The sequence below is a fragment of the Paraburkholderia fynbosensis genome (assembly GCF_902859935.1).
GTDB classification, from domain to species: domain Bacteria; phylum Pseudomonadota; class Gammaproteobacteria; order Burkholderiales; family Burkholderiaceae; genus Paraburkholderia; species Paraburkholderia fynbosensis.
In genome coordinates, this window is the sequence record NZ_CADIKI010000019.1 from 23166 (window position 1) to 35870 (window position 12705).

Genomic DNA, 12705 nt, shown 5'->3' on the forward strand with positions numbered 1-12705 from the left:
CATGGCAATCGTTAAAGTTAAGCCGACTTCGCCGGGTCGCCGTGCGATGGTCAAGGTGGTCAACAAGGATCTGCATAAGGGCAAGCCGTACGCACCGCTGCTCGACTCGCAATCCTCGACCGCCGGCCGTAACAACAACGGTCACATCACCACGCGTCATAAGGGTGGTGGTCACAAGCATCACTATCGCGTCGTCGATTTCCGTCGCAACAAGGACGGTATCGCAGCGAAGGTGGAACGTCTCGAGTACGACCCGAACCGTAGCGCGAACATCGCGCTGGTTCTGTACGCAGACGGCGAACGCCGCTACATCATTGCTCCGAAGGGTGTCACCGTCGGTCAGCAACTGATGTCGGGTTCGGAAGCGCCGATCCGCGCAGGCAATACGCTGCCGATCCGCAACATTCCGGTCGGTACGACGATCCACTGCATCGAAATGCTGCCGGGCAAGGGCGCGCAAATGGCGCGTTCGGCTGGTACGTCGGCGATGCTGCTGGCTCGTGAAGGCATCTACGCTCAGGTCCGCCTGCGCTCGGGTGAAATCCGCCGCGTCCACGTTGAGTGCCGCGCGACGATTGGTGAAGTTGGCAACGAAGAGCATAGCCTCCGTCAAATCGGTAAGGCTGGCGCAAACCGCTGGCGCGGTATCCGCCCGACGGTGCGTGGCGTTGCAATGAACCCGGTCGATCACCCGCACGGCGGTGGTGAAGGCAAGACGGCTGCAGGTCGCGATCCGGTGAGCCCGTGGGGCACGCCTGCTAAGGGTTATCGCACCCGCAGCAACAAGCGCACGACGAGCATGATCGTCCAGCGCCGTCACAAGCGTTAAGGAGTAGGCAATGGCACGTTCTGTAAAAAAAGGTCCGTTCTGCGACGCCCATTTGCTGAAGAAAGTTGAGGCGGCAGCAGCTTCGCGGGATAAGAAGCCGATCAAAACCTGGTCGCGTCGCTCGACGATCCTCCCGGATTTCATCGGTCTGACGATCGCCGTTCACAACGGCCGTCAACACGTTCCGGTGTACATCTCGGAAAACATGGTCGGCCACAAGCTTGGCGAGTTTGCATTGACCCGTACGTTCAAGGGTCACGCAGCCGACAAGAAGGCTAAGAAATAAGGGGCTCATGATGGAAGTGAAAGCAATTCATCGCGGTGCCCGCATCTCGGCGCAGAAAACGCGCCTTGTGGCTGACCAGATCCGCGGTTTGCCGGTCGACAAGGCGCTGAACGTTCTGACGTTCTCGCCGAAGAAGGCTGCGGGAATCGTGAAAAAGGTCGTGCTGTCGGCGATCGCGAATGCGGAGCATAACGAAGGCGCCGATATCGATGAGCTCAAGATCACGAGCATCTACATCGACAAGGCTGCATCGCTCAAGCGTTTCACCGCGCGCGCTAAAGGCCGTGGTAACCGCATCGAGAAGCAATCCTGTCACATCACTGTGACGGTCGGGAATTAAGGGGTCATACGATGGGACAGAAAATTCATCCGACTGGCTTCCGTTTGGCCGTCAGCCGCAATTGGGCGTCGCGTTGGTACGCGAACAACAACAATTTCGCGGCGATGTTGCAGGAAGACATCGGTGTTCGTGAATACCTGAAGAAGAAGTTGAAGAACGCGTCCGTCGGCCGCGTTGTGATCGAGCGTCCTGCAAAGAACGCACGTATCACGATTTTCAGCTCGCGTCCGGGTGTCGTGATCGGCAAGAAGGGTGAAGACATTGAACTGCTGAAGTCCGAGCTGCAAAAGCGCATGGGCGTTCCGGTTCACGTCAACATCGAAGAAATCCGCAAGCCGGAAACCGATGCGCAACTGATCGCCGATTCAATTACGCAACAGCTCGAGCGCCGGATTATGTTCCGCCGCGCGATGAAGCGTGCGATGCAAAACGCAATGCGTCTGGGTGCTCAAGGCATCAAGATCATGAGCGCGGGCCGTCTGAACGGTATCGAAATCGCTCGTACGGAATGGTATCGCGAAGGTCGCGTACCGCTTCATACGCTGCGTGCTGATATCGACTACGCGACGTCGGAAGCGAAGACGACGTACGGCATCATCGGCGTGAAGGTGTGGGTCTACAAGGGCGACACGCTCGGCCGCAACGACGCTCCGGTGGTTGAGGAAGTCGCCGAAGAAAAGCGTCCGCGCCGCAACGCACGTCCGGGTGGCGATCGCCGTCCGCGTCGCGATGGTGAAGGTGGTGGCCCGGCAGGTGCACGCCGTGGCGCTCCTCGTCGTGCTGGCGGTGCCGGCGGCGACGGGAAGACTGGAGAATAACGATGCTGCAACCGAAACGCAGAAAGTATCGCAAAGAGCAGAAAGGTCGTAACACCGGTATTGCTACCCGCGGCAACGCGGTGTCGTTCGGTGAATTCGGCCTGAAGGCTGTCGGTCGTGGTCGCTTGACCGCGCGCCAGATTGAGGCGGCACGTCGTGCAATGACGCGTCACATCAAGCGTGGCGGCCGGATCTGGATCCGCATCTTCCCGGACAAGCCGATCTCGCACAAGCCGGCTGAAGTACGTATGGGTAACGGTAAAGGTAACCCTGAGTACTATGTCGCAGAGATTCAACCGGGCAAGATGCTGTACGAAATGGACGGCGTAACCGAAGAGCTGGCACGCGAAGCGTTCCGTCTGGCTGCAGCTAAGCTGCCGCTGAAGACGACGTTTATCGTGCGTCAGCTCGGCGCCTAAGGAGCAAATGATGAAGGCTTCCGAACTTCACCAGAAAGATCAGGCCGCGCTCAACAAGGAGCTGTCGGACCTGTTGAAGGCGCAATTCGGCCTGCGCATGCAACTCGCGACCCAGCAGCTCACGAATACGAGCCAGCTGAAGAAGGTCCGTCGCGACATCGCGCGTGTGCGGACCGTCCTGACTGAGAAGGCGAACCAGAAATGAACGATAGCGTAAAAACCTCGCTCAAGCGGACGCTGGTCGGCAAGGTCGTCAGCAACAAGATGGACAAGACGGTCACCGTGCTGGTTGAGCACCGCGTGAAGCACCCGATCTACGGCAAGTACGTTGTGCGTTCGAAGAAATACCACGCGCACGACGATGCGAACACGTACAACGAGGGCGACCTCGTTGAAATCCAGGAAACGCGTCCGATTTCGAAGACGAAAGCTTGGGTCGTGGCTCGCCTGGTCGAGGCTGCTCGCGTCATCTGACGCCGCAAAGTTTTAGAAGTAGTTGAAATCGCAGTAAGTTTCGCTTGCAAGACCGGGATTATTTGTTATAATCTCGGTCTTCCCTCTTTTATGGGAGCCCCGTCGCGGGCGAAGTTGGTGGGGGAAGCGGTTCGGGCGCCAGCCTGTACCGAAGGATTCACCGGATTGCGATGGCGGGTTTCGTTTGCCGTCGCTGCTGTTCATACCCAAGCAGCCGATTGGCTGACGGGACCAAGACTGACCGGGTACGCCATGGTGGTGTGACCGGATTAAGTTGGGAAAGATAAACCATGATCCAGACCGAAACTCGGCTTGAAGTGGCCGACAACACGGGTGCGCGTGAAGTCATGTGCATCAAGGTGCTCGGCGGCTCGAAGCGTCGTTATGCCAGCATTGGCGACATCATTAAGGTGACCGTCAAAGAAGCAACGCCGCGCGGGCGCGTGAAGAAAGGCGAAATTTATAACGCCGTGGTGGTTCGCACCGCCAAGGGCGTGCGCCGTCAGGACGGCTCGCTGATCAAGTTCGATGGCAACGCCGCTGTGTTGTTGAATGCCAAGCTCGAACCTATTGGCACCCGTATTTTCGGGCCTGTCACGCGCGAGTTGCGCAGCGAACGATTCATGAAGATCGTTTCGCTGGCACCTGAAGTGCTGTAAGGAGTCGCGATGAACAAGATTCGCAAGGGTGACGAAGTTATCGTCATCACCGGCAAAGATAAAGGCAAGCGCGGCGTCGTGCTGTCCGTTGGCGAAGGCAAAGTTATTGTCGAGGGTATCAACCTCGTCAAGAAGCATGTCAAGCCGAACCCGATGAAGGGTACGACGGGCGGTGTGGAAGCCAAGACGATGCCGCTGCAAATTTCGAACGTCGCATTGGTCGACGCGAATGGCAAGGCGTCGCGTGTAGGCATTAAGGTCGAAGGAGACAAGAAGGTCCGTTTCCTTAAGACGACCGGTGCCGAGCTGAGCGCCTGACGCTGCGGAGTAAAAAAATGGCTCGTTTGCAAGAGTTTTACAAAGAAAAGGTTGTACCCGGCCTCATCGAGAAGTTCGGTTACAAGTCCGTGATGGAAGTGCCGCGCATCACCAAGATCACCCTGAACATGGGCCTTGGCGAAGCGGTTGCTGACAAGAAGATCATCGAAAACGCCGTTGGCGACCTGACGAAGATCGCAGGCCAGAAGCCGGTGATCACGAAGGCGCGCAAGGCAATCGCTGGCTTCAAGATCCGTCAGGGCTATCCGATCGGTGCAATGGTCACGTTGCGTGGTCAGGCAATGTACGAATTTCTGGACCGTTTCGTGACGGTTGCGCTCCCGCGTGTGCGTGACTTCCGTGGCGTGTCGGGTCGTGCGTTCGATGGTCGCGGCAACTACAACATCGGTGTGAAAGAGCAGATCATTTTCCCCGAAATCGACTACGACAAGATCGACGCACTGCGTGGGCTGAACATCAGCATCACGACGACTGCGAAGACCGACGACGAAGCAAAGGCTCTGCTCGCCAGCTTCAAGTTCCCGTTCAGAAACTGAGGTTACCGTGGCTAAACTGGCACTGATCGAACGTGAAAAGAAGCGTGCTCGCCTCGCTGCTAAGTACGCTCCCAAGCGTGCAGAGTTGAAGGCGATCATTAGCGATATGAGCAAGTCGGACGAAGAGCATTACGCAGCACGTCTGGAACTGCAACAACTGCCGCGCAACTCTAACCCGACCCGTAAGCGCAATCGTTGCGCAATTACCGGTCGTCCGCGCGGTACGTTCCGTAAATTCGGGCTGGCGCGTAACAAGATTCGTGAAATCGCGTTCCGCGGCGAGATCCCTGGCCTGACCAAGGCGAGCTGGTAATAGGAGAAACGTAAATGAGCATGAGTGATCCTATCGCCGATATGCTGACTCGCATCCGCAATGCGCAGATGGTTGAGAAAGTGTCGGTGACTATGCCCTCGTCGAAAGTCAAGGTTGCGATTGCGCAGGTCCTGAAGGACGAAGGCTATATCGATGATTTCGCAGTGAAGTCCGAAGGTGCGAAGTCTGAATTGAACATCGTGTTGAAGTACTACGCTGGCCGTCCGGTGATCGAGCGCATTGAACGCGTCTCGAAGCCTGGTCTGCGTGTGTACCGCGGCCGTAACGACATCCCCGTGGTCATGAATGGCCTCGGCGTGGCAATCGTGTCGACGCCGAAGGGCGTGATGACGGACCGCAAGGCGCGTGCAACGGGCGTTGGCGGCGAAGTCATCTGCTACGTCGCTTAAGGCCGAAAGGAGAGAAACATGTCTCGAGTAGGTAAAAGCCCGATCGCGCTGCAAGGCGCAGAAGTGGCCCTTAGCGACGAACGCATTACCGTCAAGGGCCCGCTGGGTACGATTTCGCAGGCTGCCAACAGCCTCGTGAAAGTGGTGAACGACAACGGCACGTTGAAGATCGAGCCGGTGGGCGAGAGCCGCGAAGCGAATGCGATGTCGGGCACGATGCGCGCACTGGTTGCGAACATGGTGCACGGCGTGACGAAGGGTTTCGAGCGCAAGCTGACGCTGGTTGGCGTCGGTTACCGCGCACAGGCGCAAGGCGACAAGTTGAACCTGTCGCTGGGTTTCTCGCACCCTGTGGTGCACCAGATGCCGGAAGGCGTCAAGGCTGAAACCCCGTCGCAAACCGAAATCGTGATTAAGGGGATCAGCAAACAGCAAGTTGGCCAGGTCGCTGCAGAAGTGCGCGGCTATCGCCCGCCGGAGCCCTACAAGGGCAAGGGTGTGCGTTATGCCAATGAGGTTGTGATCCTCAAAGAAACGAAGAAGAAGTAAGGGTGCGCAATCATGGATAAGACTCAATCTCGCCTGCGCCGCGCTCGTCAGACGCGTATCAAGATCGCTGAGCTGCAGGTCGCGCGTCTCGCCGTGCATCGCACGAACACGCACATCTATGCGCAAGTGTTCTCGCCGTGCGGCACCAAGGTGCTCGCCAGCGCGTCGACGCTCGAAGCCGAAGTGCGTGCGCAATTGGCTGATCAGACGGGCAAGGGCGGCAACGTCGCTGCAGCGACCCTGATCGGTAAGCGCATCGCAGAAAAGGCTAAGGCTGCCGGCATCGAATCCGTCGCCTTCGACCGTTCGGGTTTCCGTTACCACGGCCGCGTGAAAGCGCTGGCTGATGCGGCGCGCGAAGCCGGACTCAAGTTCTAAGGGAAGAATTCGTCATGGCAAAGATGCAAGCGAAAGTTCAGGCTGACGAACGCGACGACGGCCTTCGTGAAAAAATGATTTCGGTCAACCGCGTGACCAAGGTCGTGAAGGGTGGCCGGATTCTCGGTTTCGCCGCACTGACCGTGGTCGGCGATGGTGATGGCCGCGTCGGTATGGGCAAGGGCAAGGCGAAGGAAGTGCCTGTCGCTGTTCAGAAGGCGATGGAACAGGCTCGCCGCAACATGTTCAAGGTGCCGCTGAAGAACGGTACCCTGCAACACGAAGTGCACGGTAAGCACGGCGCATCGATGGTCCTCCTCGCTCCGGCGAAGGACGGTACCGGCGTGATCGCTGGCGGTCCGATGCGCGCAGTGTTCGACGTGATGGGCGTGCAGAACGTTGTGGCCAAGAGCCACGGTTCGACGAACCCGTACAACCTCGTTCGTGCAACCCTCGACGGCCTGCGCAAGCAGTCGACGCCGGGTGACATCGCGGCGAAGCGCGGCAAGTCCGTCGAAGATATTCTGGGCTAAGGTGGACACCATGTCTGATAAAACTGTCAAGGTCCAGCTCGTCAAGAGCCTGATCGGCACCCGTGAAACGCATCGTGCAACGGTGCGTGGCTTGGGCCTGCGCCGACTCAACTCGGTTAGCGAGTTGCAGGATACGCCGGCTGTGCGCGGCATGATCAACAAGGTTTCGTACCTCGTTAAGGTCATCAGCTAAGCGGCTGACCAGGACTCAAGGAGTTGATAATGGAATTGAATAACCTGAAGCCGGCTGAAGGCGCGAAGCACGCAAAGCGTCGCGTTGGTCGCGGTATCGGCTCCGGCCTCGGCAAGACCGCTGGCCGTGGTCACAAGGGTCAGAAGTCGCGTTCGGGCGGCTTTCACAAGGTTGGCTTCGAAGGCGGTCAAATGCCGCTGCAACGTCGCCTGCCGAAGCGTGGCTTCACCTCGCTGACGAAGGAATTCGTCGGTGAAGTGCGTCTCTCGGATCTGGAAAAGCTGCCGGTCGACGAAATCGATCTGCTGGCTCTGAAGCAAGCTGGCCTCGTTGGCGAGCTGATCAGGAGCGCCAAGATCATTGCGACGGGCGAGCTCAAGCGCAAGGTCGTTGTGAAGGGTCTGGGTGCGACGAAGGGTGCGCGCGCTGCTATTGAAGCAGCCGGCGGCTCTTTTGCCGAGTAACGCGCAAGTTATTTGCCGTCACTAGCATTTGCATCGGAGAAGGTACTTGGCTAACAGCCCGAGTCTCGCAAAACCCGGTCGCAGCGCGGCGAAGTTTGGCGATCTGCGTCGGCGTGCAGTGTTCCTGCTGCTGGCGTTGATCGTCTACCGTATCGGCGCGCATATTCCGGTGCCGGGTATTGACCCGGACCAGCTGGCAAAGTTGTTCCAAAGCCAGTCGGGCGGCATCCTTGGCATGTTCAACATGTTTTCGGGTGGCGCACTTTCGCGGTTCACGATTTTTGCGCTGGGGATCATGCCGTACATTTCGGCGTCGATCATCATGCAGTTGCTGGCGATTGTCTCGCCGCAACTCGAAGCGCTGAAAAAGGAAGGGCAGGCGGGTCAACGGAAGATTACGCAGTACACGCGTATCTTTACGGTCCTGCTGGCGACGTTCCAGGCGTTTGGCATTGCCGTCGCACTGGAAAATCAGCCGGGCCTGGTAATCGATCCGGGGATGGTGTTTCGGTTGACGACGGTCGTGACGCTGGTGACCGGCACGATGTTCCTGATGTGGCTCGGTGAGCAGATCACGGAACGTGGGCTTGGCAACGGTATCTCGATCATCATTTTCGGCGGTATTGCGGCGGGTTTCCCGAACGCAATCGGTGGTCTTTTCGAATTGGTGCGAACCGGCTCGATGAGCATCATCTCGGCGATTATCGTGGTCGCGCTGATTGCCGCAGTGACGTATCTGGTGGTGTTCATCGAACGCGGCCAGCGCAAGATTCTTGTGAACTACGCCAAGCGGCAAGTCGGTAACAAGATTTACGGCGGACAGTCTTCGCATCTGCCGCTGAAGCTGAACATGTCGGGTGTGATTCCGCCGATCTTCGCATCGTCGATCATTCTCTTCCCGGCAACTATCCTGAACTGGTTTAGTTCGGGGTCGCGTACCAGCTGGTTCGCAGACACGTTGCACAATGTGGCCGAAGCCCTCAAGCCCGGTCAACCCGTGTACGTGTTGCTGTACGCGTTGGCGATCGTCTTCTTCTGCTTCTTCTACACCGCACTGGTGTTCAACAGCAGGGAAACGGCCGACAACCTGAAAAAGAGTGGCGCTTTCGTCCCAGGCATCCGCCCGGGCGATCAAACGGCGCGATATATCGACCGTATCCTCACGCGTTTGACGCTGGCTGGTGCGATCTACATCGTGTTTGTTTGTCTGCTGCCCGAATTTCTGGTGCTGCGCTGGAACGTGCCGTTTTATTTTGGTGGAACGTCGCTGCTGATCATTGTCGTCGTCACAATGGATTTCATGGCGCAGGTGCAGTCGTACGTTATGTCGCAACAGTATGAATCGCTGCTGAAGAAAGCTAATTTCAAAGGCGGCGGCGTCCCGATGCGTTGAAAGGACTTATGGCCAAAGACGATGTTATCCAGATGCAGGGTGAAGTCATCGAAAACCTGCCTAACGCTACCTTCAGGGTGAAGCTGGAAAACGGCCATGTCGTATTGGGACACATATCCGGGAAGATGCGGATGCACTACATCCGAATCTTGCCGGGCGACAAGGTGACGGTTGAATTGACGCCTTACGATCTGTCGCGTGCGCGGATCGTGTTCCGGGCGAAGTGATTTGAAAAAAGGGTAATATCATGAAAGTGATGGCATCGGTTAAGCGCATTTGCCGCAATTGCAAGATCATCAAGCGCAAAGGCGTTGTGCGCGTGATTTGCAGCTCTGATCCGCGCCACAAACAGCGTCAAGGCTGAACGCCGCGCTTTTGCTTGCGCTTTTTGTTTGAGGAAAAACAATGGCTCGTATCGCAGGGGTTAACATCCCGAATCACCAGCATACTGAAATCGGCCTGACGGCTATTTACGGTATCGGCCGCACGCGCTCGCGCGACATTTGCGTCGCTGCTGGTGTGGCATTTTCGAAGAAGGTCAAAGACCTGAACGACGCAGACCTCGAAAAGCTGCGTGAAGAAGTCGGCAAGTTCATCGTTGAAGGCGATCTGCGCCGTGAAACGACGATGAACATCAAGCGCCTGATGGATCTCGGCTGCTACCGTGGCGTGCGGCATCGTAAGGGCTTGCCCCTGCGCGGCCAACGTACGCGTACGAATGCCCGTACGCGCAAGGGTCCGCGTCGTGCAGCGCAATCGCTGAAGAAGTAAGCGGAACTGACAGTTACAGGAAAACGTAATGGCTAAGGCTTCGAACAACTCCGCGGCGCAACGCGTTCGCAAGAAGGTCAAGAAGAACGTCGCCGAGGGCGTGGTTCACGTTCACGCGTCGTTCAACAACACCATCATCACGATCACCGATCGTCAAGGCAATGCACTTGCTTGGGCAACCTCGGGTGGTCAGGGCTTCAAGGGTTCGCGTAAGTCGACCCCGTTTGCAGCTCAGGTGGCAGCCGAATCGGCAGGCCGCGTGGCGATGGAATACGGCGTCAAGAACCTCGAAGTGCGGATCAAGGGCCCCGGTCCTGGCCGTGAGTCGGCGGTGCGCGCGTTGCATGGTCTTGGCATCAAGATCACCGCGATCTCCGACGTAACTCCGGTGCCGCACAACGGCTGCCGTCCGCCGAAGCGTCGTCGTATCTAAGACGCGGGTTTTGCTTGCGCCTGTTGCCGCCCCGCGCGGCGGCAGGCTGCTTGCGTTATTGAATTGACTAAGCCCACCGTTCGACCCAAAGGGTTCGGACTAGCGCGAATGCATGCATTCGCGTGATTAATCATAGAAGGAATCAACGTGGCACGTTATATCGGCCCTAAGGCCAAGCTGTCCCGCCGTGAAGGCACTGACCTCTTCCTGAAGAGCGCCCGTCGTTCGCTCGCCGACAAGTGCAAGCTTGACAGCAAGCCTGGCCAACATGGCCGCACCTCGGGTGCACGTACGTCCGACTACGGCACGCAGTTGCGCGAAAAGCAAAAAGTTAAGCGTATCTACGGTGTTCTCGAGCGTCAATTCCGCCGCTACTTCGCTGAAGCCGACCGCCTGAAGGGCAACACGGGTGAAAACCTGCTCCAGTTGCTCGAATCGCGTCTGGACAACGTCGTGTATCGCATGGGCTTCGGCTCGACGCGCGCTGAAGCACGTCAGCTCGTTAGCCACAAAGCCATCATGGTGAATGGCGTTGTGTCGAACATCCCGTCGATGCAAGTTAAGGCAGGCGACGTTGTCGCAGTGCGCGAACAGAAGAAGAAGCAAGCGCGTATTCTCGAAGCGCTGTCGCTGGCTGAGCAAGGCGGTCTGCCGAGCTGGGTCGCAGTCGATTCGAAGAAGTTCGAAGGCACGTTCAAGTCGAAACCGGAACGCAGCGACATCGCTGGCGATGTCAACGAAAGCCTGATCGTCGAATTGTATTCGCGGTAATCGGATTAACGGCCGGGGCACCCCGATTGCGTTGCGCAAGGGGGCGTCTCGGCTGTTTATTTTCAGGTTGTTACCGGTCAGCCTTATCGGTGTAACGAGCCGAGGGTATTGAAAAGGAAAACCTATGCAAACCAGTTTGTTGAAGCCCAAGATCATCGCAGTTGAATCGCTTGGCGAGAGCCACGCGAAAGTGGTCATGGAACCGTTTGAACGCGGTTACGGCCACACCTTGGGTAACGCGCTCCGGCGCGTGCTGCTGTCGTCGATGGTGGGCTACGCGCCGACCGAAGTGACGATCGCAGGCGTCGTACATGAGTATTCGACGCTCGACGGTGTGCAAGAGGATGTGGTCAACCTGTTGTTGAACCTGAAGGGCGTCGTGTTCAAGCTGCATAACCGTGATGAAGTCACGGTTACGCTGCGCAAGGACGGCGAAGGCGTTGTCACCGCTGGCGACATCGAACTCGCGCACGATTGCGAAGTGATCAACCCGGATCACGTGATTGCGCATCTGTCGAAGGGCGGCAAGCTCGACGTGCAGATCAAGGTCGAAAAGGGCCGCGGCTATGTGCCGGGCAATGTGCGTCGTTATGGCGAAGAATCGGCCAAGATCATCGGCCGTATCGTGCTGGACGCGTCGTTCTCGCCGGTTCGCCGTGTGAGCTACGCCGTGGAAAGCGCTCGCGTGGAACAGCGTACCGATCTCGACAAGCTCGTGATGAACATCGAAACCAACGGTGTGATCTCGCCGGAAGAAGCTATCCGTCAATCGGCTCGCATTCTGGTCGATCAGCTGTCGGTGTTCGCTGCACTGGAAGGCACGGAAGCAACGGCTGAAGCGCCGTCGCGTGCGCCGCAGATCGATCCGATCCTGCTGCGTCCGGTCGATGATCTCGAACTGACGGTTCGTTCCGCGAACTGCCTGAAGGCCGAGAACATCTACTACATCGGCGACCTGATCCAGCGCACGGAAAACGAACTGCTCAAGACGCCGAATCTGGGCCGGAAGTCGCTGAACGAAATCAAGGAAGTATTGGCGTCGCGTGGTTTGACGCTCGGCATGAAGCTCGAAAACTGGCCGCCCGCAGGACTGGACAAGTAAGTCGAGTAGCAATTCCGGGACAGAAACCCGCCCGCTGCACTGGCAAAGACGCGGATTTTCCTTTAAAATCCGCGTCTTGTCTTTTTCACTACCGGCCCGTGCACTCGCTACTTTCGGGTAGATTGAGCGCGATAGAAGAGCTGGATCAAAACTTTGAATCGAAGGAATTAACATGCGTCACCGTCATGGTTTGCGGAAACTGAACCGCACGAGCAGCCACCGTCTGGCAATGCTCCGTAATATGTCCAACTCGCTGATCGAGCACGAAGTCATCAAGACCACGCTGCCGAAGGCGAAAGAACTCCGTAAAGTCGTCGAGCCGCTGATCACGCTCGGCAAGAAGCCTTCGCTGGCAAATCGTCGTCTGGCGTTCAACCGCCTGCGCGATCGTGACTCGGTCACGAAGCTGTTCGAAGTTCTCGGCCCGCGTTACGCTACCCGTCCGGGCGGCTACCTGCGCGTCCTGAAGTTCGGCTTCCGCGTCGGCGACAACGCGCCGATGGCACTGGTCGAACTGCTTGATCGTCCGGAAGTCGAAGAAGTTGAAGTGCAGGAAGCTGAGTAAGCTTTTTTGCTTCGAGGAAAAGCCAGGCGCGTAGCCTGGCTTTTTTGTTTTTGGCGGCTCATTTGCCATCGACGTGCGCGTTCACCTATGGCCAAACGCTGCGCGTCTGCTGCGAGGCGATCAGCGGCGC

The 12705-nt window shown here is 57.7% G+C and carries 25 protein-coding genes; all 25 read left to right on the forward strand.

Features of this window, described 5'->3' with window-relative positions:
- The first annotated feature begins 1 nt into the window (after nt 1).
- The 25 genes from rplB (at nt 2) to rplQ (ending at nt 12575) form a co-directional block, all read left to right on the forward strand.
- Complete coding sequence (rplB, locus tag HV770_RS27105; RefSeq protein WP_121315897.1) at nt 2–829, forward strand: 50S ribosomal protein L2; 828 nt, start codon at nt 2–4, stop codon at nt 827–829.
- 10 nt (nt 830–839) lie between these two features.
- The gene (rpsS, locus tag HV770_RS27110; protein WP_004199273.1) at nt 840–1115 is read left to right on the forward strand and encodes a 30S ribosomal protein S19; all 276 of its coding nucleotides are present in this window, start codon (nt 840–842) and stop codon (nt 1113–1115) included.
- A 7-nt stretch (nt 1116–1122) separates the two neighbouring features.
- Nucleotides 1123–1455, forward strand: a complete 333-nt coding sequence (gene rplV / locus HV770_RS27115) for a 50S ribosomal protein L22 (RefSeq protein ID WP_007180133.1) — start codon at nt 1123–1125, stop codon at nt 1453–1455.
- Between the two features lie 11 nt (nt 1456–1466).
- Nucleotides 1467–2273: a 30S ribosomal protein S3 gene (gene rpsC, locus HV770_RS27120; RefSeq protein WP_012434570.1), complete on the forward strand. Its 807-nt coding sequence runs from the start codon at nt 1467–1469 to the stop codon at nt 2271–2273.
- A 2-nt stretch (nt 2274–2275) separates the two neighbouring features.
- Complete coding sequence (gene rplP, locus HV770_RS27125; protein ID WP_042329259.1) at nt 2276–2692, forward strand: 50S ribosomal protein L16; 417 nt, start codon at nt 2276–2278, stop codon at nt 2690–2692.
- Nucleotides 2693–2702: 10 nt separating this feature from the next.
- Nucleotides 2703–2897, forward strand: a complete 195-nt coding sequence (gene rpmC / locus HV770_RS27130) for a 50S ribosomal protein L29 (RefSeq protein ID WP_007180130.1) — start codon at nt 2703–2705, stop codon at nt 2895–2897.
- On the forward strand, nt 2894–3166 hold the full coding sequence (rpsQ, locus tag HV770_RS27135; RefSeq protein WP_007180129.1) for a 30S ribosomal protein S17: 273 nt from the start codon (nt 2894–2896) through the stop codon (nt 3164–3166). The genes rpmC and rpsQ overlap by 4 nt, the downstream gene beginning before the upstream one ends.
- A gap of 290 nt (nt 3167–3456) precedes the next feature.
- On the forward strand, nt 3457–3825 hold the full coding sequence (gene rplN, locus HV770_RS27140) for a 50S ribosomal protein L14 (RefSeq protein WP_006052212.1): 369 nt from the start codon (nt 3457–3459) through the stop codon (nt 3823–3825).
- Between the two features lie 9 nt (nt 3826–3834).
- Nucleotides 3835–4143 carry a 50S ribosomal protein L24 gene (rplX, locus tag HV770_RS27145; RefSeq protein WP_006052213.1) on the forward strand — a complete coding sequence of 103 codons (309 nt, stop codon included), beginning with the start codon at nt 3835–3837 and terminating at the stop codon, nt 4141–4143.
- A gap of 17 nt (nt 4144–4160) precedes the next feature.
- Nucleotides 4161–4700 (forward strand): 50S ribosomal protein L5, encoded by a 540-nt coding sequence (rplE, locus tag HV770_RS27150; RefSeq protein WP_006052214.1) that lies wholly within the window; start codon nt 4161–4163, stop codon nt 4698–4700.
- A gap of 7 nt (nt 4701–4707) precedes the next feature.
- Nucleotides 4708–5013, forward strand: coding sequence for a 30S ribosomal protein S14 (rpsN, locus tag HV770_RS27155; protein ID WP_013340737.1), 306 nt, complete (start codon nt 4708–4710; stop codon nt 5011–5013).
- A gap of 14 nt (nt 5014–5027) precedes the next feature.
- Nucleotides 5028–5423: a 30S ribosomal protein S8 gene (gene rpsH / locus HV770_RS27160; RefSeq protein WP_006052216.1), complete on the forward strand. Its 396-nt coding sequence runs from the start codon at nt 5028–5030 to the stop codon at nt 5421–5423.
- A gap of 18 nt (nt 5424–5441) precedes the next feature.
- A complete protein-coding gene (gene rplF / locus HV770_RS27165) occupies nt 5442–5972 on the forward strand; it encodes a 50S ribosomal protein L6 (RefSeq protein ID WP_121315895.1) in 531 nt (176 codons plus the stop codon).
- A 12-nt stretch (nt 5973–5984) separates the two neighbouring features.
- On the forward strand, nt 5985–6350 hold the full coding sequence (rplR, locus tag HV770_RS27170; RefSeq protein WP_006052218.1) for a 50S ribosomal protein L18: 366 nt from the start codon (nt 5985–5987) through the stop codon (nt 6348–6350).
- A gap of 14 nt (nt 6351–6364) precedes the next feature.
- Nucleotides 6365–6883, forward strand: coding sequence for a 30S ribosomal protein S5 (rpsE, locus tag HV770_RS27175; RefSeq protein ID WP_006052219.1), 519 nt, complete (start codon nt 6365–6367; stop codon nt 6881–6883).
- A gap of 10 nt (nt 6884–6893) precedes the next feature.
- Entirely contained in the window at nt 6894–7076 is a 183-nt protein-coding gene (gene rpmD, locus HV770_RS27180) for a 50S ribosomal protein L30 (RefSeq protein ID WP_007180126.1), read from the forward strand.
- A 29-nt stretch (nt 7077–7105) separates the two neighbouring features.
- Nucleotides 7106–7540 (forward strand): 50S ribosomal protein L15, encoded by a 435-nt coding sequence (rplO, locus tag HV770_RS27185; RefSeq protein WP_075303261.1) that lies wholly within the window; start codon nt 7106–7108, stop codon nt 7538–7540.
- Between the two features lie 46 nt (nt 7541–7586).
- Nucleotides 7587–8933 carry a preprotein translocase subunit SecY gene (gene secY / locus HV770_RS27190; protein ID WP_042329256.1) on the forward strand — a complete coding sequence of 449 codons (1347 nt, stop codon included), beginning with the start codon at nt 7587–7589 and terminating at the stop codon, nt 8931–8933.
- An 8-nt stretch (nt 8934–8941) separates the two neighbouring features.
- The gene (gene infA, locus HV770_RS27195) at nt 8942–9160 is read left to right on the forward strand and encodes a translation initiation factor IF-1 (RefSeq protein WP_004521905.1); all 219 of its coding nucleotides are present in this window, start codon (nt 8942–8944) and stop codon (nt 9158–9160) included.
- Between the two features lie 20 nt (nt 9161–9180).
- A complete protein-coding gene (gene rpmJ / locus HV770_RS27200; RefSeq protein ID WP_004199844.1) occupies nt 9181–9297 on the forward strand; it encodes a 50S ribosomal protein L36 in 117 nt (38 codons plus the stop codon).
- A gap of 41 nt (nt 9298–9338) precedes the next feature.
- Nucleotides 9339–9704 (forward strand): 30S ribosomal protein S13, encoded by a 366-nt coding sequence (gene rpsM, locus HV770_RS27205; protein ID WP_006052223.1) that lies wholly within the window; start codon nt 9339–9341, stop codon nt 9702–9704.
- 28 nt (nt 9705–9732) lie between these two features.
- Nucleotides 9733–10137 carry a 30S ribosomal protein S11 gene (gene rpsK / locus HV770_RS27210; protein WP_006052224.1) on the forward strand — a complete coding sequence of 135 codons (405 nt, stop codon included), beginning with the start codon at nt 9733–9735 and terminating at the stop codon, nt 10135–10137.
- 147 nt (nt 10138–10284) lie between these two features.
- Nucleotides 10285–10908 (forward strand): 30S ribosomal protein S4, encoded by a 624-nt coding sequence (gene rpsD / locus HV770_RS27215; protein ID WP_175164671.1) that lies wholly within the window; start codon nt 10285–10287, stop codon nt 10906–10908.
- Between the two features lie 124 nt (nt 10909–11032).
- The gene (locus HV770_RS27220) at nt 11033–12010 is read left to right on the forward strand and encodes a DNA-directed RNA polymerase subunit alpha (RefSeq protein WP_042329254.1); all 978 of its coding nucleotides are present in this window, start codon (nt 11033–11035) and stop codon (nt 12008–12010) included.
- Nucleotides 12011–12182: 172 nt separating this feature from the next.
- The gene (rplQ, locus tag HV770_RS27225) at nt 12183–12575 is read left to right on the forward strand and encodes a 50S ribosomal protein L17 (RefSeq protein WP_006052227.1); all 393 of its coding nucleotides are present in this window, start codon (nt 12183–12185) and stop codon (nt 12573–12575) included.
- The last annotated feature ends 130 nt before the right edge of the window (nt 12576–12705 follow it).

Excerpts from the sequence above, each read along its gene's own strand:
- rplP (WP_042329259.1), top strand. The coding sequence starts at position 2,276 with ATGCTGCAACCGAAACGCAGAAAGTATCGCAAAGAGCAGAAAGGTCGT.
- rpmC (WP_007180130.1), top strand. The coding sequence starts at position 2,703 with ATGAAGGCTTCCGAACTTCACCAGAAAGATCAGGCCGCGCTCAACAAG.
- rplB (WP_121315897.1), top strand. The coding sequence starts at position 2 with ATGGCAATCGTTAAAGTTAAGCCGACTTCGCCGGGTCGCCGTGCGATG.
- rplE (WP_006052214.1), top strand. The coding sequence starts at position 4,161 with ATGGCTCGTTTGCAAGAGTTTTACAAAGAAAAGGTTGTACCCGGCCTC.
- rplF (WP_121315895.1), top strand. The coding sequence starts at position 5,442 with ATGTCTCGAGTAGGTAAAAGCCCGATCGCGCTGCAAGGCGCAGAAGTG.
- rpsM (WP_006052223.1), top strand. The coding sequence starts at position 9,339 with ATGGCTCGTATCGCAGGGGTTAACATCCCGAATCACCAGCATACTGAA.
- rpsS (WP_004199273.1), top strand. The coding sequence starts at position 840 with ATGGCACGTTCTGTAAAAAAAGGTCCGTTCTGCGACGCCCATTTGCTG.
- rpsH (WP_006052216.1), top strand. The coding sequence starts at position 5,028 with ATGAGCATGAGTGATCCTATCGCCGATATGCTGACTCGCATCCGCAAT.
- rpsC (WP_012434570.1), top strand. The coding sequence starts at position 1,467 with ATGGGACAGAAAATTCATCCGACTGGCTTCCGTTTGGCCGTCAGCCGC.
- rplX (WP_006052213.1), top strand. The coding sequence starts at position 3,835 with ATGAACAAGATTCGCAAGGGTGACGAAGTTATCGTCATCACCGGCAAA.
- infA (WP_004521905.1), top strand. The coding sequence starts at position 8,942 with ATGGCCAAAGACGATGTTATCCAGATGCAGGGTGAAGTCATCGAAAAC.
- rplQ (WP_006052227.1), top strand. The coding sequence starts at position 12,183 with ATGCGTCACCGTCATGGTTTGCGGAAACTGAACCGCACGAGCAGCCAC.
- rplO (WP_075303261.1), top strand. The coding sequence starts at position 7,106 with ATGGAATTGAATAACCTGAAGCCGGCTGAAGGCGCGAAGCACGCAAAG.
- HV770_RS27220 (WP_042329254.1), top strand. The coding sequence starts at position 11,033 with ATGCAAACCAGTTTGTTGAAGCCCAAGATCATCGCAGTTGAATCGCTT.
- rplV (WP_007180133.1), top strand. The coding sequence starts at position 1,123 with ATGATGGAAGTGAAAGCAATTCATCGCGGTGCCCGCATCTCGGCGCAG.
- rplN (WP_006052212.1), top strand. The coding sequence starts at position 3,457 with ATGATCCAGACCGAAACTCGGCTTGAAGTGGCCGACAACACGGGTGCG.
- rplR (WP_006052218.1), top strand. The coding sequence starts at position 5,985 with ATGGATAAGACTCAATCTCGCCTGCGCCGCGCTCGTCAGACGCGTATC.
- rpsK (WP_006052224.1), top strand. The coding sequence starts at position 9,733 with ATGGCTAAGGCTTCGAACAACTCCGCGGCGCAACGCGTTCGCAAGAAG.
- rpmJ (WP_004199844.1), top strand. The coding sequence starts at position 9,181 with ATGAAAGTGATGGCATCGGTTAAGCGCATTTGCCGCAATTGCAAGATC.
- rpsE (WP_006052219.1), top strand. The coding sequence starts at position 6,365 with ATGGCAAAGATGCAAGCGAAAGTTCAGGCTGACGAACGCGACGACGGC.
- rpsQ (WP_007180129.1), top strand. The coding sequence starts at position 2,894 with ATGAACGATAGCGTAAAAACCTCGCTCAAGCGGACGCTGGTCGGCAAG.
- rpmD (WP_007180126.1), top strand. The coding sequence starts at position 6,894 with ATGTCTGATAAAACTGTCAAGGTCCAGCTCGTCAAGAGCCTGATCGGC.